Here is a 15,703-nt window from a genome sequence, read left to right as displayed (position 1 = left end):
TCTTTACTTTATTAACTTAATTCAATCTGTGTGGGTACTCATCACGAAATATCAAATCGTTAAGGAGGTGATCCAGCCCCAGGTTCCCCTAGGGCTACCTTGTTACGACTTCACCCCAGTCATGAACCACACCGTGGTAAACGCCCTCCCCGAAAGGTTAAGCTATCTACTTCTGGTGCAGCCCACTCCCATGGTGTGACGGGCGGTGTGTACAAGGCCCGGGAACGTATTCACCGTGGCATTCTGATCCACGATTACTAGCGATTCCGACTTCATGGAGTCGAGTTGCAGACTCCAATCCGGACTACGACGCACTTTTTGGGATTCGCTCACTATCGCTAGCTTGCAGCCCTCTGTATGCGCCATTGTAGCACGTGTGTAGCCCTACTCGTAAGGGCCATGATGACTTGACGTCGTCCCCACCTTCCTCCGGTTTATCACCGGCAGTCTCCCTGGAGTTCCCACCATTACGTGCTGGCAAACAAGGATAAGGGTTGCGCTCGTTGCGGGACTTAACCCAACATTTCACAACACGAGCTGACGACAGCCATGCAGCACCTGTCTTACAGTTCCCGAAGGCACACCTGCGTCTCCGCTGGCTTCTGTAGATGTCAAGAGTAGGTAAGGTTCTTCGCGTTGCATCGAATTAAACCACATGCTCCACCGCTTGTGCGGGCCCCCGTCAATTCATTTGAGTTTTAATCTTGCGACCGTACTCCCCAGGCGGTCTACTTAACGCGTTAGCTCCGAAAGCCACGGCTCAAGGCCACAACCTTCAAGTAGACATCGTTTACGGCGTGGACTACCGGGGTATCTAATCCCGTTTGCTACCCACGCTTTCGCATCTGAGCGTCAGTCTTTGTCCAGGGGGCCGCCTTCGCCACTGGTATTCCTTCAGATCTCTACGCATTTCACCGCTACACCTGAAATTCTACCCCCCTCTACAAGACTCTAGCCTACCAGTTTCAAATGACCTTCCGGAGTTGAGCTCCGGGCTTTCACATCTGACTTAATAGGCCGCCTGCATGCGCTTTACGCCCAGTAATTCCGATTAACGCTCGCACCCTCCGTATTACCGCGGCTGCTGGCACGGAGTTAGCCGGTGCTTCTTCTGCAGCTAACGTCAAGTGGCAAGCGTATTAAACTTACCACCTTCCTCACTGCTGAAAGTACTTTACAACCCTAAGGCCTTCTTCATACACGCGGCATGGCTGCATCAGGCTTTCGCCCATTGTGCAATATTCCCCACTGCTGCCTCCCGTAGGAGTCTGGACCGTGTCTCAGTTCCAGTGTGGCTGATCATCCTCTCAGACCAGCTAGGGATCGTCGCCTTGGTGAGCCATTACCTCACCAACTAGCTAATCCCACTTGGGCGTATCTTAATGCGCAAGGCCCGAAGGTCCCCTGCTTTGCTCCGTAGAGAATTATGCGGTATTAGCTATCGTTTCCAATAGTTATCCCCCTCATTAAGGCAACTTCCCAAGCATTACTCACCCGTCCGCCGCTCGTCAGCAGAGTAGCAAGCTACTCTCTGTTACCGCTCGACTTGCATGTGTTAGGCCTGCCGCCAGCGTTCAATCTGAGCCATGATCAAACTCTTCAATTAAAGTTTTGTTGTTTCTTTCGAAACGGCTCAACGAATACTGACTTCAAAACTAAATCCAACCTTATAAATAAAATTAGACTGTAATCTTAAAGCTACTATCATTCCAACAGAATGATAGTGAATTGACTGTGCCAGTATAATTCATAATAAATTATGTTTTACACTGTATTGGTCACTCAGTTCATTGAGTAATCTTTTTGTTGATTCTCGATAACGAGTGCCCACACAGATTGAATAAGTTAAATTGTTAAAGAGCATTGACATCGAAGTTGTTATCGCTAACAGTTGCGAAGCAAGGAGGCGTATAATACAGCTCCCTAATTTTAAGTCAAGAAGAAATTTTAATTTATTTTCAATTCCTATTTGAATCGAATTTAAAACGTCTTATTGACCTTTCTCAAATAATGAAACACCGCGTTTTGACGCTTAGTGACTTATCATTTAAGAGGACGGCTATTTTACTCAGCAAACTCTTGCTGTCAACCGCTTTGTTCATTAATTAAGTTATCTTTTTAGCCTCACCAATTCACGCCTTGCATTGATTAATTTGGGCTCTATCAATGGTGAGGGCGCATTATAGATAGAAGCAGTTTTGATGCAAGTCCTTTTTGAATAAAAAGATAAAAAAAAGAATAAGTGTTCAATATTAAATCATACCGTATATTTTTAGTACAAATCCGATTGAATATACTTTTATATTTCTTCTTTATACTTTTTATATTTGCTAAAAAGCAAAAAAGGCCAGACTAATGTCTGGCCTTTTTATTACTTAAGCATTGCTTATTCAGCAGCTGCTTCTACTTCTGGGCGATCTACAAGCTCAATGTAAGCCATTGGAGCTTTATCACCAGCACGGAAACCACATTTCATAATGCGAGTATATCCGCCTGGACGACCCGCAAAGCGTGGGCCGATCTCAGTAAATAGTTTTGCAACAACTTCGCTATCACGAGTTCGTGCAAATGCAAGACGACGGTTAGCAACACTGTCGTTCTTTGCTAAAGTAATTAAAGGTTCAACTACTCGGCGTAACTCTTTAGCTTTTGGTAAAGTCGTCTTGATGATCTCATGACGAACTAATGAGCTAGCCATATTACGGAACATAGCCTGACGATGGCTGCTGTTACGGTTGAGTTGACGACCACTCTTACGATGGCGCATGACCTAATCCTTCTAACTAAGCCTGTTAATCAGTGATTGATTAATCTTCAGCGATTGATGCAGGCGGCCAATTTTCTAGGCGCATACCTAGAGATAGACCACGTGATGCCAGAACATCTTTTATTTCAGTCAAAGACTTCTTACCAAGATTTGGCGTTTTAAGAAGCTCGACTTCAGTACGCTGAACCAAATCACCAATATAGTGGATCGCTTCTGCCTTCAAACAGTTAGCAGAGCGAACGGTTAGTTCAAGATCGTCGACTGGACGGAGTAGGATCGGATCAAACTCTGGTTTCTCTTCTTTCTCTTCTGGAACACGCACATCACGTAGATCCACGAAAGCATCAAGTTGTTCTGCAAGAATTGTTGCAGCACGACGAATTGCTTCCTCAGGGTCAAGAGTACCGTTAGTCTCCATGTCGATAACAAGCTTGTCCAAGTCGGTACGTTGCTCAACACGCGCTGCATCTACATTATAAGAAATGCGGTCAACAGGGCTAAATGTTGCATCAACTAATAGACGACCAATAGGACGCTCATCTTCTTCGGTATGGATACGAGCCGAAGCAGGAACGTAACCACGACCACGTTCTACCTTGATTCTCATGCTGATATCAGCATTATCATCAGTTAAATGGCAGATTACATGCTCAGGGTTTACGATTTCAACATCACCATCATGAGTGATATCACCTGCTTTAACAGGGCCCGCACCAGACCTATTAAGGGTTATAAAGACTTCGTCTTTACCTTCAACCTTAACAGCTAAACCTTTTAGGTTTAGAAGGATTTCAAGAATATCCTCCTGAACACCTTCTTTGGTGCTGTACTCGTGCAACACACCTTCAATTTCTACTTCTGTTACAGCACAACCTGGCATAGAAGATAGAAGAATGCGGCGAAGAGCATTACCTAGTGTGTGGCCAAAACCACGCTCTAGTGGCTCAAGAGTTACTTTTGCGTGCGCATTTGACACTTGTTCAATGTCAACAAGACGCGGCTTAAGAAATTCTGTTACAGAACCCTGCATTATATCCTCTCTTTAATTTAACTTTACTTAGAGTAAAGTTCGACGATCAAGTGTTCGTTGATGTCCGCTGACAAGTCGGAACGTTCTGGTTGACGCTTGAAAGTGCCTTCCAGTTTACCGCTGTCTACTTCAATCCAAGTTGCTTTCTCGCGCTGCTCAGAAATTTCTAGAGCACCTTTAATACGAGCTTGTTTCTTCGCTTTTTCACGAATGCTAACAATGTCGTTAGCTGAAACTTGGAATGAAGGAACGTTTACAACACGACCATTAACAAGAATGGCTTTGTGGCTTACCAACTGACGAGATTCAGCGCGAGTTGCACCAAAGCCCATGCGGTAAACTACGTTGTCAAGACGACCTTCTAAAAGCTGAAGCAGGTTTTCACCTGTGTTACCCTTAAGGCGGGCAGCAGCTTTGTAGTAGTTACGGAATTGTTTTTCTAATACGCCATAGATGCGACGAACTTTTTGCTTCTCACGAAGCTGAACGCCATAATCTGATAAGCGACCACGTCGAGCACCATGCTGGCCCGGCGCGTTATCAATTTTACACTTGGTATCTATTGCGCGAACACCAGACTTAAGGAATAAGTCTGTACCTTCGCGGCGGCTAAGCTTTAGCTTAGGACCCAAATATCTTGCCATGTTCTTTCTCCAACTATTCCTGAAACGTTATACGCGACGTTTCTTAGGAGGACGACAACCGTTATGAGGGATCGGAGTTACATCAACAATATTTGTGATGCGAAAACCAGCCGCGTTTAACGCACGGATAGTTGACTCACGACCAGGACCAGGTCCCTTCACCATAACTTCCAGGTTCTTAACGCCATATTCTTTGGCCATTTCACCACAACGTTCAGCAGCAACCTGTGCAGCAAACGGAGTAGATTTACGAGAACCGCGGAAACCCGAACCACCTGCAGTAGCCCATGATAGAGCATTGCCTTGGCGATCAGAGATAGTCACGATAGTGTTATTGAAAGATGCATGGATGTGCGCTACGCCATCTGCAACTTGTTTGCGGACGCGTTTGCGCGCGCGAGTTGGTTGTTTAGCCATTGTACTCTCTACCTTATCCGATTATTTTTTGATCGGCTTGCGCGGACCCTTACGGGTGCGAGCGTTGGTTTTAGTACGCTGCCCACGTAAAGGTAGACTGCGACGATGACGAATTCCACGGTAACATCCTAGGTCCATAAGACGCTTGATGTTCATAGAAACTTCACGACGTAAATCACCTTCAACAGTGTATTTGGCAACACCATCACGCAGAAGATCAATCTGCTCTTCACTTAATTCACTGATCTTAACATCTTCAGCAATACCAGTCTCAGCAAGGATTGCTTGAGAACGAGTTTTACCGATACCGAAAATTGCAGTTAATGCAATTACCGCATGTTTATGATCAGGAATGTTAATGCCTGCTATACGGGCCACTATTCACTCCTAGAGTATCTTAGAAGAAACCGCAGCAAAGCCCGTTGAGGATACGCTGCGGTCATATACCACTTCTTTTGAATGCAAAAGCAAGGGGACGCTAATGTACCGACCCTTGACTCATTTTGCAAGTAAAATTTCTGCTTTTTAGCCTTGGCGCTGTTTGTGCTTTGGCTCGCTGCAAATAACGCGTACAACACCGTTACGCTTAATTACTTTGCAGTTACGGCAGATTTTCTTAACGGAAGCGCGAACTTTCATTGCTAAACTCCGTAAACGTAATCTGTTATCGGCCTGGGCCTTTCAGATTAGCTTTCTGTAATACAGACCCATATTGTTGAGACATTAATAATGTCTGAACTTGGGCCATAAAGTCCATGATAACTACGACTACAATCAGTAGCGAAGTACCGCCAAAATAGAAACGGACATTCCATGCACTCATCATGAATTGGGGGATCAGGCAAATAAATGTAATGTAAAGCGCGCCAGCTAATGTTAGACGAGTCATTACTTTATCAATATATTTGGCAGTCTGTTCACCCGGACGAATACCAGGTACGAACGCACCCGACTTCTTCAAATTATCTGCTGTTTCACGCGGATTGAAAACCAATGCCGTGTAGAAAAAACAAAAGAAGATTATCGCCGCTGCATAAAGCATAACATATAAAGGTTGTCCTGGGCTAATTGCTAAAGCAATATCACTTAACCAACCTAAATTGTCACCTTGACCAAACCACTGAGCTAGTGTGCCTGGAAACAAGATAATACTTGATGCAAAAATTGCAGGGATTACACCAGCCATATTTATTTTTAATGGCAGGTGAGTGCTTTGCGCTGCGAAGACACGACGGCCTTGTTGGCGTTTTGCATAGTTAACAACGATACGTCGTTGACCACGCTCCATAAACACTACAAAGTAAACTACTGCAAAGGAGATAACGACTAATAATAGAAGAAGAAGCACATTCAGTTCACCTTGACGTGCTTGCTCGATAGTTTGTCCAATCGCAGGTGGCAAACCAGCAGCGATACCCGTGAAAATAATCAACGAGATACCATTACCGATTCCGCGCTCAGTAATTTGCTCACCTAACCACATTAAGAACATGGTACCAGTAACCAAACTTACTACCGCTGTAAAATAGAAAGCCATATTTGGATTTGCAACCAAACCTGGAATCATATTTGGCAGACCTGTAGCAATACCAATTGCTTGGAATGTTGCCAGAACAAGCGTCCCGTAGCGAGTGTATTGGCTTATCTTACGACGACCAGCTTCACCCTCTTTTTTCAACTCAGCTAATGCTGGGTGAACTACGGTTAGCAACTGGATAACAATTGACGCAGAAATATACGGCATGATACCCAGTGCTAATATAGATGCTCGCTCAAGAGCACCACCAGAGAACATGTTAAACATCTCTATGATGGTACCTTTTTGCTGATTGAGCAAATCGGCGAGTACAGCAGCGTCAATACCAGGGATAGGTACAAAGGATCCTGCTCTGAAGACTAAAATTGCGCCTATTACAAAGAATAGTCGTTGTTTCAGTTCAGCCATTCCACCTTGTGCACTCTGTTGTTTATTTCCCGGTTGTTTTGCCATCTGTACCTCGTCCTCGAGTTACTATTCTTCGATTTTGCCGCCCACAGCTTCAATAGCCGCTTGAGCGCCTTTTGTTACGCGTAGACCTTTAACAGTCACTGAGCGAGCAATCTCACCAGAAAGAACAACTTTAACAAATTTGATGTTCTTAGTGATTAGGTTTGCTTCTTTCAGCGTGTTTAGATCAATAACGTCACCAGTAACTTTAGCTAATTCGCCTAAACGAACTTCTGCAGTTACTAGACCTTTGCGTGATGTAAAACCAAACTTAGGTAGACGTTGTTTCAAAGGCATCTGACCACCTTCAAAACCGCGACGAACATTACCGCCAGAGCGAGACTTTTGACCTTTGTGACCACGGCCACCAGTTTTGCCTAGACCAGAACCGATACCGCGACCAACACGTTTCTTAGTCGGTTTTGAGCCAGCAGCTGGTGATAGAGTATTCAAACGCATGCGATTACTCCTCAACTTTAACCATGTAGTAAACTTTATTGATCATACCGCGAATACACGGTGTATCTTCAAGTTCAACTGTATGGTTGATGCGACGTAGTCCCAAGCCACGCAGAGTAGCACGGTGTTTTGGTAAACGGCCGATAGAACTACGAGTCTGGGTTATTTTAATTGTATTAGCCATATGATTACTCCAGAATTTCCTTAACAGAAAGGCCACGCTTTGTTGCAACCATTTCTGGAGATTTCATTCCACCAAGACCATCAATTGTTGCGCGAACAACGTTGATTGGGTTAGTAGAACCATAAGCTTTCGCTAGTACGTTGCGAACGCCCGCAACTTCTAGCACAGCACGCATAGCACCGCCAGCGATGATACCAGTACCTTCTGCAGCAGGTTGCATGTACACTTTAGAACCAGTGTGGCGACCTTTAACAGCGTGGTGAAGAGTACCTTCGTTTAGTGCAACATTTGTAATGTTACGGCGTGCTTTTTCCATAGATTTTTGGATCGCAGCAGGTACTTCACGGGCTTTACCGTAACCGAAACCTACTTTACCATTACCATCACCAACTACTGTTAATGCAGTAAAAGTAAAGATACGACCACCTTTAACCGTCTTAGATACACGGTTAACAGCGATTAGCTTTTCTTGCAAATCACTTTGTTGTTTTTCGTTAGCCATCTTCCACTCCGCCTTAGAACTTCAGACCAGCTTCACGGGCAGCATCTGCCAGTGCAGCTACTCGACCGTGGTACTGGAAACCAGAGCGATCAAAAGCAACATTAGAAATGCCTTTTTCGATTGCACGCTCAGCAATTGCTTTACCAACTACTTTTGCTGCATCTGCATTACCAGTGCTTTTAACTTGCTCACGGATTGCTTTTTCTACTGTAGAAGCAGAAGCTAGAACCTCAGAACCGTTTGGTGCGATAACCTGTGCGTACACGTGACGTGGAGTCCGATGCACTACAAGACGAATTGCTTCCAATTCAGCAATCTTGCGACGTGCGCGGGTTGCACGACGGATACGAGTTGTTTTCTTATCCATAGTGATACCTTACTTCTTCTTAGCCTCTTTAGTACGCACGATTTCATCGGCGTAACGAACACCTTTGCCTTTGTAAGGCTCAGGTTGACGATAAGCGCGGATATTCGCAGCTTCTTGTCCAACAACTTGCTTATCAGTACCCGTAAGTATGATTTCAGTTTGACTTGGACACTCAGCTTTGATACCTGCAGGTAATTCGTGGTTAACTGGATGGGAGAAACCCAACGTTAAGTTAACAACGTTACCTTTAACAGCAGCACGGTAACCAACACCTTTTAGAAGTAGTTTCTTAACGAAACCTTCTGTTACACCAGTAACCATGTTGTTAATTAATGCGCGAGCTGTACCAGCTTGTGCATTAGCTTTAGCAACACCATCACGAGGTGCAAAAGTAATGTTGTTTTCTTCCACTGTAATCACAACTGCGTCGTTGATTACACGTGTAAGTTCACCATTCTTACCTGAAATAGTAATTTCTTGGCCGTTAAGTTTAACCTCTACGCCAGCAGGAATTACTACGGGTGCTTTAGCAACACGAGACATTTCCTACTCCTTACGCTACGTAGCAGATGATTTCGCCGCCTAAACCTGCCTTGCGAGCAGAGCGGTCGGTCATCAGACCTTTAGAAGTGGATACCACAGCAATTCCAAGTCCACCCATAACAGAAGGGATATTTCCCTTGTTCTTATAGATGCGTAGGCCTGGACGGCTTACACGTTGAATTTGCTCGATAACCGGATTCGCGTCGAAGTACTTTAAAGTAACTTCTAGCGTTGATTTAACTTCGCCTTCAACTGCGAAGTCAACGATGTAACCTTCTGCTTTAAGTAGAGTTGCAATTGCTACTTTAAGCTTGGAAGAAGGCATTTTTACAGCAACTCTGTTTGCTGCTTGTCCGTTACGGATGCGTGTTAGCATATCCGCGATAGGATCTTGCATGCTCATAAGTTTATACTCCCATGATTCTTAGTTAGCAATTACCAGCTCGCCTTGCGCAAACCAGGAATTTCGCCTTTCATACAAGCTTCACGAACCTTGATGCGGCTAAGACCGAATTTACGTAAGAAACCGTGTGGACGGCCAGTTTGGTTACAGCGATTGCGTTGACGCGAAGCGCTTGAATCACGAGGTAAACCCTGTAGCTTAAGAACAGCATTCCAACGGTCTTCTTCTGAAGCGTTTACATCGTTAATGATAGCTTTAAGTGCACTACGCTTTTCAGAGAATTGTGCAACAAGCTTAGCACGCTTTGCTTCACGCGCTTTCATTGATTGTTTAGCCATTAGTAACCCTTCACTCTACTTACGAAATGGAAAGTTAAATGCAGCAAGCAATGCTCGTCCTTCCTCATCGTTAGACGCGGTAGTAGTGATAGTAATATCAAGACCACGAATACGATCGACTTTATCATAGTCAATTTCAGGAAAGATGATTTGCTCACGAACGCCCATGCTGTAGTTACCACGACCATCAAATGATTTCGGGTTTAAACCACGGAAATCACGAATACGAGGTACAGCAATAGAAATAAGACGCTCAAAGAAGTCCCACATGCGTTCGCCACGTAAGGTTACTTTACAGCCTATAGGGTAGCCCTCACGGATCTTAAAACCAGCAACAGATTTGCGAGCTACAGTGATTAATGGCTTCTGACCTGCAATAGCAGTCATGTCAGATGCAGCATTTTCTAGTAGCTTTTTGTCGTTGATAGCTTCGCCCACACCCATGTTAAGTGTGATCTTTTCGATCCTTGGGACTTGCATGATGCTCTTGAAACCGAACTCTTTCGATAATTCAGCTACAACAGTCTCTTTATAGTAATCATGCAGTTTCGCCATTGTACTACTCCAAGAATTACTTGATTAATTCGTCATTCGATTTGAAGAAGCGAACTTTTTTGTTCTCTTCAAAACGAAAACCTACACGGTCAGCTTTGCTAGTTTCAGCGTTAAAGATAGCCACGTTAGAAACGTCAATTGCAGCTTCTTGCTCTACAATGCCGCCTTGAACACCCATTGCCGGTTGAGGCTTCTGGTGTTTCTTAACCATGTTAATACCTTCAACGATCACTTTGCCAGTAGCTAGGACCTTTGATACTTTACCGCGCTTGCCTTTGTCTTTCCCAGCAATTACGATTACTTCGTCATTCTGACGGATTTTAGCTGCCATTTTTTCGCTCCTTACAGTACTTCAGGTGCTAGTGACACGATCTTCATAAACTTATCGTTACGAAGTTCACGTGTTACTGGACCAAAGATACGAGTACCGACTGGTTGCTCAGTAGTGTTGTTTAACAATACACAAGCATTACGGTCAAAGCGAATGACAGAGCCGTCTGGACGACGAACGCCTTTACGGGTACGTACTACTACCGCCTTTAGAACATCACCTTTTTTTACTTTACCGCGAGGAATTGCTTCTTTCACAGTAACTTTGATGACGTCGCCAATTTCAGCATAACGACGGTGAGAGCCGCCCAAGACCTTAATACACATTACGCTGCGCGCGCCGGAGTTATCCGCTGCGTCCAGCCTACTTTGCATTTGGATCATTTTAGTGCTCCGCTATTTACTTTCAAAAGACCCCAATTGGGTCAAGTGCCTTTCACAAGGGTGTCGAATATTAACACTATTTTTCACCGATGTGTAGAAAAAAATAAACGACTCGGACGAGCCGTTTATTTTAAGATTGAAAATCTCTGTTAAATTATATAGATAACTATATTAATTAAACGCGAGCTTTTTCAATGATACGTACCAATTTAAAAGACTTAGTCTTAGACATTGGACGACACTCGATAACTTCAACTTTGTCGCCTTGGCCACATTCGTTGTTTTCGTCATGAGCGTGGATTTTGGTCGTACGCTTGATGAACTTACCGTAAAGTGGGTGTTTCACCTTGCGTTCGATCGCAACAACAATAGACTTATCCATTTTGCTGCTGATCACGCGACCTTGCAAAGTACGAATAGTTTCGCTCATTATGCTTCAGCCTTCTCGGTCATTACGGTTTTTACACGCGCGATATCACGGCGTACGATTTTTAGTGTATGAGTTTGCTGTAGTTGACCAGTAGCAACTTGCATGCGCAAGTTAAACTGTTCACGTAGCAAGCTCAACAACTCAGCGTTTAATTCTTCAACGCTTTTTTCACGTAGCTCTTGTGCTTTCATTACAACACCTGCTTAGTTACGAAAGTTGTCTTTACAGGCAGCTTACGTGCCGCAAGGCGGAACGCTTCGCGAGCCAACTCTTCAGGTACACCGTCCATTTCGTACAATACTTTACCTGGTTGGATTTGGGCTACCCAGTACTCAACGTTACCTTTACCCTTACCCTGACGAACTTCCAACGGCTTGCTCGTAATCGGCTTGTCCGGGAATACTCGAATCCAGATTTGACCTTGACGTTTTACATGTCTGGTCATTGCACGACGCGCAGCTTCGATTTGGCGAGCAGTGATTCGGCCACGGCCGACTGCTTTAAGTCCAAAAGTACCGAAACTTACATCTGTACCATTTGCTAGACCGCGGTTACGACCTTTAAAGGCCTTGCGGAATTTAGTGCGTTTTGGTTGCAGCATCAGTCGACTCCTTACTTACGGCCTTTACGCTGCTTCTTAGGGGCTTTTGGAGCCACCTGCTCTTCAACTGGCATTCCGCCTAGAACTTCACCTTTGAAGATCCAAACTTTAATACCAATTACACCATATGTGGTGTGAGCTTCAGAAGTTGCATAATCAATATCAGCACGAAGTGTGTGTAGTGGCACACGACCTTCACGATACCATTCGGTACGAGCAATTTCAGCACCGCCTAAACGGCCGCTTACTTCTACTTTAATACCCTTAGCACCAAGACGCATAGCGTTCTGTACCGCGCGCTTCATAGCACGACGGAACATAACACGGCGTTCTAGTTGTGACGCGATGCTGTCAGCAACTAGTTTACCGTCTAGCTCAGGCTTACGAATTTCAGCGATATTAATTTGCGCTGGAACACCTGCGATTTTAGCTACACGTGCGCGTAGTTTCTCTACGTCTTCACCTTTCTTACCGATTACGATACCTGGGCGAGCAGTGTGAATAGTCACACGGATACTCTTAGCAGGACGCTCGATAACGATGCGTGAAATAGACGCTTTTTTCAGTTCCGCATTTAGGAACTGACGTACCTTGAAGTCGCCGTCTAGGTTGTCAGCGAAATCTTGGCTGTTAGCAAACCAAGTAGCATTCCAAGGCTTAACAATGCCTAAACGAATACCATTAGGATGTACTTTCTGACCCATTGCTTACTCTCCTAGCCTATTAGCGATCAGCAACAACAACACTGATGTGGCTGCTGCGCTTAAGGATACGGTCGGCACGGCCTTTCGCACGAGGCATAATACGCTTCATGGTTGGACCTTCATCAACGCAGATTTTTGAGATTTTAAGATCATCAATATCTGCACCCTCGTTGTGCTCAGCGTTGGCAATGGCTGACTCTAGCACTTTCTTAATTAACTCAGCAGCTTTTTTGTTGCTGAAAGTTAAAAGTTCAAGTGCCTGAGCGACGTCTTTACCGCGAATCTGATCAGCAACTAAGCGAGCTTTCTGTGGAGAAATGCGAGCAAAACGATGTTTAGCTATAGCTTCCATTATCTACCCCTTAGCGCTTTTTCGTTTTCTTATCAGCAGCATGGCCGCGATAAGTACGAGTTGGTGCAAATTCACCCAGCTTGTGGCCGATCATTTCGTCGGTTACGTATACTGGAACGTGCTGACGACCATTATGGACAGCGATGGTCAAACCGATCATTTGTGGAATGATCATTGAACGACGGGACCAAGTCTTTACAGGCTTCTTGTCTCCGCTTTCCACCGCTTTCTCTACCTTCTTCAGCAAGTGTAGGTCAATAAAAGGACCTTTCTTGAGAGAACGTGGCATGGCGTTATCCTCTGATAATTACTTGTTACGACGACGTACGATGTACTTGTCGGTGCGTTTGTTCTTGCGAGTTTTAAAGCCTTTAGTAGGCACACCCCAAGGAGATACTGGGTGACGACCGCCAGATGTGCGACCTTCACCACCACCGTGTGGGTGATCAATTGGGTTCATCGCAACACCGCGAACGGTTGGACGAACACCACGCCAGCGACGAGCACCAGCTTTACCCAGTTCACGTAGCATATGCTCAGCATTACCTACTTCACCAATCGTTGCACGACCTTCAGATAGGATTTTACGCATTTCACCGCTACGTAAACGTAGAGTAACGTAAGCACCATCACGTGCAATGATTTGAGCGTAAGCACCAGCAGAACGTGCAACTTGTGCACCTTTGCCAGGCTTAAGTTCGATGTTATGAACTGTTGAACCCACAGGGATATTACGCATTGGTAACGTGTTACCAACTTTGATTGCAGCATCTTCGCCAGATTGAATCATGTCACCAGCTGTTAAGCCTTTCGGTGCAATGATATAGCGACGCTCACCATCAGCGTATAATACTAGTGCAATATTTGCACTACGGTTTGGATCGTATTCAAGACGTTCAACTTTCGCTGGAATACCATCTTTATTACGTTTGAAATCAATCAAACGGTAATGATGCTTATGACCACCACCGATATGACGAACCGTAATACGACCGTTGTTGTTACGACCACCTGACTTGCTGTTTTTCTCCAGCAAAGGTGCGTAAGGCTTGCCCTTATGCAGGTCAGCATTTACCACTTTAACTAAGTGGCGACGACCTGCAGAAGTAGGCTTACATTTTACAATAGCCATTCTTCTTACTCCTCAGCTTATTCAGCGCCTTCGACGAAATCGATGTCTTGACCTTCTTTCAGCGTAACATATGCTTTCTTGACGTCGCTACGACGACCCATACGCATACCTTGACGCTTAGTCTTACCTTTAGTGATAAGAGTTCGGACAGTATCAACTTCAACTTCGAATAGCTTCTCAACAGCTTTCTTGATCTCTAATTTAGTTGCATCAATTGCTACTTTGAAAACAATAGTGTTGTTTTTTTCAGCAGTCATTGTTGCTTTTTCAGAGATGTGCGGAGCACGCAATACTTTCAGCAGACGCTCTTCACGAATCATGCTAGCATCTCCTCAACTTGCTTAACTGCATCAGCAGTCATTAGAACTTTGTCGAATGCGATTAGGCTAACAGGATCAATTGTTTCTGCGTCACGTACATCAACCTTATAAAGGTTGCGTGCTGCTAGGAACAAGTTCTCATCTAGCTCACCAGTTACAATAAGAACATCTTTAAGCTCAAGCTCATTAAGCTTAGCTAGAAGTTCTTTTGTTTTTGGTGCTTCCACTGAGAAGTTATCAACAACGATCAAACGATCTTGACGAACTAATTCAGACAAAATGCTCTTAAGAGCACCACGGTACATTTTCTTGTTAACTTTCTGGCTGTGGTCCTGAGGACGAGCTGCAAAAGTTACACCACCCGAGCGCCAAATAGGGCTACGGATTGTACCTGCACGGGCGCGACCAGTACCCTTCTGACGCCATGGCTTAGCACCACCACCGGACACTTCAGAACGAGTCTTTTGAGCGCGAGTACCTTGACGGGCACCAGCTGCGTATGCAACAACCACTTGGTGTACAAGTGCTTCGTTGAATTCACGCCCGAAAGTAGTCTCGGAAACAGTCAGCGCGTCAGCGCCTTTTACTACCAATTCCATACTATCTCCTCGACGTTACGCTTTAACTGCAGGTTTGACAATGACGTTGCCACCGATAGCACCAGGGACTGCACCTTTAATAAGTAGCAGATTGCGCTCAGCGTCAATACGTACGATCTCTAGGTTCTGAGTCGTTACACGCTCAGCACCCATGTGACCTGCCATCTTCTTGCCTTTAAATACGCGACCTGGAGTTTGACATTGGCCAATTGAACCCGGAGCACGGTGAGACAAGGAGTTACCATGAGTCATATCTTGAGTGCTAAAGTTCCAACGCTTAACAGCGCCCTGGAAACCTTTACCTTTAGATTGACCCGTAACGTCAACTTTCTTAATTTCTGCAAAAAGTTCTACATTTAGCTCAGCGCCAACTTCAAACTCTTCGCCATTTTCAAGGCGGAACTCCCACAAGCCACGACCAGCTTCAACGCCAGCTTTAGCAAAGTGACCAGCTTCAGGCTTAGATACGCGGCTAGCTTTTTTAGCGCCGGCAGTAACCTGGATAGCTTGGTAACCGTCTGTTTCTAAAGTTCTTACTTGAGAAACACGGTTTGGTTCTACTTCAACAACTGTTACAGGAATTGAAGCGCCTTCTTCGGTGAAGATGCGGGTCATGCCCACTTTACGACCGATTAAACCAATCATTATCTACACC

General features: G+C 44.9%; 27 protein-coding genes and 1 rRNA gene. All 28 read right to left on the bottom strand.

The window, feature by feature from the left end:
- Nucleotides 1-60: 60 nt before the first annotated feature.
- The 28 genes from L0B53_RS08090 to rplC all read right to left on the bottom strand — a co-directional run bounded on the left by L0B53_RS08090 (nucleotide 61) and on the right by rplC (nucleotide 15,693).
- Nucleotides 61-1,606: ribosomal RNA gene (locus L0B53_RS08090) — 16S ribosomal RNA — on the bottom strand.
- Nucleotides 1,607-2,386: 780 nt separating this feature from the next.
- Nucleotides 2,387-2,767: a 50S ribosomal protein L17 gene (gene rplQ, locus L0B53_RS08085; RefSeq protein WP_235061603.1), complete on the bottom strand. Its 381-nt coding sequence runs from the start codon at nucleotides 2,765-2,767 to the stop codon at nucleotides 2,387-2,389.
- Between the two features lie 40 nt (nucleotides 2,768-2,807).
- A complete protein-coding gene (locus L0B53_RS08080) occupies nucleotides 2,808-3,797 on the bottom strand; it encodes a DNA-directed RNA polymerase subunit alpha (RefSeq protein ID WP_235061602.1) in 990 nt (329 codons plus the stop codon).
- Nucleotides 3,798-3,820: 23 nt separating this feature from the next.
- Complete coding sequence (gene rpsD / locus L0B53_RS08075; protein WP_235061601.1) at nucleotides 3,821-4,441, bottom strand: 30S ribosomal protein S4; 621 nt, start codon at nucleotides 4,439-4,441, stop codon at nucleotides 3,821-3,823.
- A gap of 27 nt (nucleotides 4,442-4,468) precedes the next feature.
- Entirely contained in the window at nucleotides 4,469-4,858 is a 390-nt protein-coding gene (rpsK, locus tag L0B53_RS08070; protein WP_235061600.1) for a 30S ribosomal protein S11, read from the bottom strand.
- A 21-nt stretch (nucleotides 4,859-4,879) separates the two neighbouring features.
- The gene (rpsM, locus tag L0B53_RS08065) at nucleotides 4,880-5,236 is read right to left on the bottom strand and encodes a 30S ribosomal protein S13 (protein WP_235061599.1); all 357 of its coding nucleotides are present in this window, start codon (nucleotides 5,234-5,236) and stop codon (nucleotides 4,880-4,882) included.
- Nucleotides 5,237-5,383: 147 nt separating this feature from the next.
- Nucleotides 5,384-5,497 (bottom strand): 50S ribosomal protein L36, encoded by a 114-nt coding sequence (gene rpmJ, locus L0B53_RS08060; protein WP_000868186.1) that lies wholly within the window; start codon nucleotides 5,495-5,497, stop codon nucleotides 5,384-5,386.
- 25 nt (nucleotides 5,498-5,522) lie between these two features.
- Nucleotides 5,523-6,848, bottom strand: coding sequence for a preprotein translocase subunit SecY (secY, locus tag L0B53_RS08055; RefSeq protein WP_235061598.1), 1,326 nt, complete (start codon nucleotides 6,846-6,848; stop codon nucleotides 5,523-5,525).
- A gap of 21 nt (nucleotides 6,849-6,869) precedes the next feature.
- Nucleotides 6,870-7,304 (bottom strand): 50S ribosomal protein L15, encoded by a 435-nt coding sequence (gene rplO, locus L0B53_RS08050; RefSeq protein ID WP_235061597.1) that lies wholly within the window; start codon nucleotides 7,302-7,304, stop codon nucleotides 6,870-6,872.
- Between the two features lie 4 nt (nucleotides 7,305-7,308).
- On the bottom strand, nucleotides 7,309-7,488 hold the full coding sequence (gene rpmD / locus L0B53_RS08045) for a 50S ribosomal protein L30 (RefSeq protein WP_235061596.1): 180 nt from the start codon (nucleotides 7,486-7,488) through the stop codon (nucleotides 7,309-7,311).
- Between the two features lie 4 nt (nucleotides 7,489-7,492).
- Complete coding sequence (gene rpsE, locus L0B53_RS08040) at nucleotides 7,493-7,990, bottom strand: 30S ribosomal protein S5 (RefSeq protein ID WP_235061595.1); 498 nt, start codon at nucleotides 7,988-7,990, stop codon at nucleotides 7,493-7,495.
- 13 nt (nucleotides 7,991-8,003) lie between these two features.
- Nucleotides 8,004-8,357 (bottom strand): 50S ribosomal protein L18, encoded by a 354-nt coding sequence (rplR, locus tag L0B53_RS08035; protein WP_235061594.1) that lies wholly within the window; start codon nucleotides 8,355-8,357, stop codon nucleotides 8,004-8,006.
- A 9-nt stretch (nucleotides 8,358-8,366) separates the two neighbouring features.
- Entirely contained in the window at nucleotides 8,367-8,900 is a 534-nt protein-coding gene (gene rplF, locus L0B53_RS08030; RefSeq protein ID WP_235061593.1) for a 50S ribosomal protein L6, read from the bottom strand.
- A gap of 10 nt (nucleotides 8,901-8,910) precedes the next feature.
- Entirely contained in the window at nucleotides 8,911-9,303 is a 393-nt protein-coding gene (rpsH, locus tag L0B53_RS08025) for a 30S ribosomal protein S8 (protein ID WP_235061592.1), read from the bottom strand.
- Nucleotides 9,304-9,335: 32 nt separating this feature from the next.
- Entirely contained in the window at nucleotides 9,336-9,641 is a 306-nt protein-coding gene (gene rpsN / locus L0B53_RS08020; protein ID WP_235061591.1) for a 30S ribosomal protein S14, read from the bottom strand.
- 15 nt (nucleotides 9,642-9,656) lie between these two features.
- Entirely contained in the window at nucleotides 9,657-10,196 is a 540-nt protein-coding gene (rplE, locus tag L0B53_RS08015; protein WP_235061590.1) for a 50S ribosomal protein L5, read from the bottom strand.
- A gap of 16 nt (nucleotides 10,197-10,212) precedes the next feature.
- Entirely contained in the window at nucleotides 10,213-10,527 is a 315-nt protein-coding gene (rplX, locus tag L0B53_RS08010; protein ID WP_235061589.1) for a 50S ribosomal protein L24, read from the bottom strand.
- Between the two features lie 11 nt (nucleotides 10,528-10,538).
- On the bottom strand, nucleotides 10,539-10,910 hold the full coding sequence (gene rplN / locus L0B53_RS08005; protein WP_235061588.1) for a 50S ribosomal protein L14: 372 nt from the start codon (nucleotides 10,908-10,910) through the stop codon (nucleotides 10,539-10,541).
- Between the two features lie 175 nt (nucleotides 10,911-11,085).
- The gene (rpsQ, locus tag L0B53_RS08000) at nucleotides 11,086-11,340 is read right to left on the bottom strand and encodes a 30S ribosomal protein S17 (protein WP_235061587.1); all 255 of its coding nucleotides are present in this window, start codon (nucleotides 11,338-11,340) and stop codon (nucleotides 11,086-11,088) included.
- Nucleotides 11,340-11,531 (bottom strand): 50S ribosomal protein L29, encoded by a 192-nt coding sequence (gene rpmC / locus L0B53_RS07995; protein ID WP_235061586.1) that lies wholly within the window; start codon nucleotides 11,529-11,531, stop codon nucleotides 11,340-11,342. Before rpmC ends, rpsQ begins: the two co-directional genes overlap by 1 nt.
- A complete protein-coding gene (gene rplP, locus L0B53_RS07990) occupies nucleotides 11,531-11,941 on the bottom strand; it encodes a 50S ribosomal protein L16 (protein WP_235061585.1) in 411 nt (136 codons plus the stop codon). Before rplP ends, rpmC begins: the two co-directional genes overlap by 1 nt.
- A gap of 11 nt (nucleotides 11,942-11,952) precedes the next feature.
- Nucleotides 11,953-12,645 (bottom strand): 30S ribosomal protein S3, encoded by a 693-nt coding sequence (rpsC, locus tag L0B53_RS07985; RefSeq protein ID WP_235061584.1) that lies wholly within the window; start codon nucleotides 12,643-12,645, stop codon nucleotides 11,953-11,955.
- Nucleotides 12,646-12,664: 19 nt separating this feature from the next.
- The gene (rplV, locus tag L0B53_RS07980; RefSeq protein WP_235061583.1) at nucleotides 12,665-12,997 is read right to left on the bottom strand and encodes a 50S ribosomal protein L22; all 333 of its coding nucleotides are present in this window, start codon (nucleotides 12,995-12,997) and stop codon (nucleotides 12,665-12,667) included.
- A gap of 10 nt (nucleotides 12,998-13,007) precedes the next feature.
- Nucleotides 13,008-13,286 carry a 30S ribosomal protein S19 gene (rpsS, locus tag L0B53_RS07975; protein WP_235061582.1) on the bottom strand — a complete coding sequence of 93 codons (279 nt, stop codon included), beginning with the start codon at nucleotides 13,284-13,286 and terminating at the stop codon, nucleotides 13,008-13,010.
- An 18-nt stretch (nucleotides 13,287-13,304) separates the two neighbouring features.
- Nucleotides 13,305-14,129, bottom strand: a complete 825-nt coding sequence (gene rplB / locus L0B53_RS07970) for a 50S ribosomal protein L2 (RefSeq protein ID WP_235061581.1) — start codon at nucleotides 14,127-14,129, stop codon at nucleotides 13,305-13,307.
- 17 nt (nucleotides 14,130-14,146) lie between these two features.
- Nucleotides 14,147-14,449, bottom strand: coding sequence for a 50S ribosomal protein L23 (gene rplW / locus L0B53_RS07965; protein ID WP_235061580.1), 303 nt, complete (start codon nucleotides 14,447-14,449; stop codon nucleotides 14,147-14,149).
- On the bottom strand, nucleotides 14,446-15,048 hold the full coding sequence (gene rplD, locus L0B53_RS07960) for a 50S ribosomal protein L4 (protein WP_235061579.1): 603 nt from the start codon (nucleotides 15,046-15,048) through the stop codon (nucleotides 14,446-14,448). Before rplD ends, rplW begins: the two co-directional genes overlap by 4 nt.
- Nucleotides 15,049-15,063: 15 nt before the next feature.
- The gene (gene rplC, locus L0B53_RS07955) at nucleotides 15,064-15,693 is read right to left on the bottom strand and encodes a 50S ribosomal protein L3 (protein WP_235061578.1); all 630 of its coding nucleotides are present in this window, start codon (nucleotides 15,691-15,693) and stop codon (nucleotides 15,064-15,066) included.
- Nucleotides 15,694-15,703: the final 10 nt, after the last annotated feature.

The organism is Vibrio sp. SS-MA-C1-2, assembly GCF_021513135.1.
Lineage (GTDB): Bacteria > Pseudomonadota > Gammaproteobacteria > Enterobacterales > Vibrionaceae.
This window is presented reverse-complemented; position numbering and strand designations above follow the sequence as displayed.

Bases quoted from the DNA above. Each gene is read 5' to 3' on its own strand.
- rplQ (WP_235061603.1), bottom strand. From the start codon at position 2,767: ATGCGCCATCGTAAGAGTGGTCGTCAACTCAACCGTAACAGCAGCCAT.
- L0B53_RS08080 (WP_235061602.1), bottom strand. From the start codon at position 3,797: ATGCAGGGTTCTGTAACAGAATTTCTTAAGCCGCGTCTTGTTGACATT.
- rpsD (WP_235061601.1), bottom strand. From the start codon at position 4,441: ATGGCAAGATATTTGGGTCCTAAGCTAAAGCTTAGCCGCCGCGAAGGT.
- rpsK (WP_235061600.1), bottom strand. From the start codon at position 4,858: ATGGCTAAACAACCAACTCGCGCGCGCAAACGCGTCCGCAAACAAGTT.
- rpmJ (WP_000868186.1), bottom strand. From the start codon at position 5,497: ATGAAAGTTCGCGCTTCCGTTAAGAAAATCTGCCGTAACTGCAAAGTA.
- secY (WP_235061598.1), bottom strand. From the start codon at position 6,848: ATGGCAAAACAACCGGGAAATAAACAACAGAGTGCACAAGGTGGAATG.
- rplO (WP_235061597.1), bottom strand. From the start codon at position 7,304: ATGCGTTTGAATACTCTATCACCAGCTGCTGGCTCAAAACCGACTAAG.
- rpmD (WP_235061596.1), bottom strand. From the start codon at position 7,488: ATGGCTAATACAATTAAAATAACCCAGACTCGTAGTTCTATCGGCCGT.
- rpsE (WP_235061595.1), bottom strand. From the start codon at position 7,990: ATGGCTAACGAAAAACAACAAAGTGATTTGCAAGAAAAGCTAATCGCT.
- rplR (WP_235061594.1), bottom strand. From the start codon at position 8,357: ATGGATAAGAAAACAACTCGTATCCGTCGTGCAACCCGCGCACGTCGC.
- rplF (WP_235061593.1), bottom strand. From the start codon at position 8,900: ATGTCTCGTGTTGCTAAAGCACCCGTAGTAATTCCTGCTGGCGTAGAG.
- rpsH (WP_235061592.1), bottom strand. From the start codon at position 9,303: ATGAGCATGCAAGATCCTATCGCGGATATGCTAACACGCATCCGTAAC.
- rpsN (WP_235061591.1), bottom strand. From the start codon at position 9,641: ATGGCTAAACAATCAATGAAAGCGCGTGAAGCAAAGCGTGCTAAGCTT.
- rplE (WP_235061590.1), bottom strand. From the start codon at position 10,196: ATGGCGAAACTGCATGATTACTATAAAGAGACTGTTGTAGCTGAATTA.
- rplX (WP_235061589.1), bottom strand. From the start codon at position 10,527: ATGGCAGCTAAAATCCGTCAGAATGACGAAGTAATCGTAATTGCTGGG.
- rplN (WP_235061588.1), bottom strand. From the start codon at position 10,910: ATGATCCAAATGCAAAGTAGGCTGGACGCAGCGGATAACTCCGGCGCG.
- rpsQ (WP_235061587.1), bottom strand. From the start codon at position 11,340: ATGAGCGAAACTATTCGTACTTTGCAAGGTCGCGTGATCAGCAGCAAA.
- rpmC (WP_235061586.1), bottom strand. From the start codon at position 11,531: ATGAAAGCACAAGAGCTACGTGAAAAAAGCGTTGAAGAATTAAACGCT.
- rplP (WP_235061585.1), bottom strand. From the start codon at position 11,941: ATGCTGCAACCAAAACGCACTAAATTCCGCAAGGCCTTTAAAGGTCGT.
- rpsC (WP_235061584.1), bottom strand. From the start codon at position 12,645: ATGGGTCAGAAAGTACATCCTAATGGTATTCGTTTAGGCATTGTTAAG.
- rplV (WP_235061583.1), bottom strand. From the start codon at position 12,997: ATGGAAGCTATAGCTAAACATCGTTTTGCTCGCATTTCTCCACAGAAA.
- rpsS (WP_235061582.1), bottom strand. From the start codon at position 13,286: ATGCCACGTTCTCTCAAGAAAGGTCCTTTTATTGACCTACACTTGCTG.
- rplB (WP_235061581.1), bottom strand. From the start codon at position 14,129: ATGGCTATTGTAAAATGTAAGCCTACTTCTGCAGGTCGTCGCCACTTA.
- rplW (WP_235061580.1), bottom strand. From the start codon at position 14,449: ATGATTCGTGAAGAGCGTCTGCTGAAAGTATTGCGTGCTCCGCACATC.
- rplD (WP_235061579.1), bottom strand. From the start codon at position 15,048: ATGGAATTGGTAGTAAAAGGCGCTGACGCGCTGACTGTTTCCGAGACT.
- rplC (WP_235061578.1), bottom strand. From the start codon at position 15,693: ATGATTGGTTTAATCGGTCGTAAAGTGGGCATGACCCGCATCTTCACC.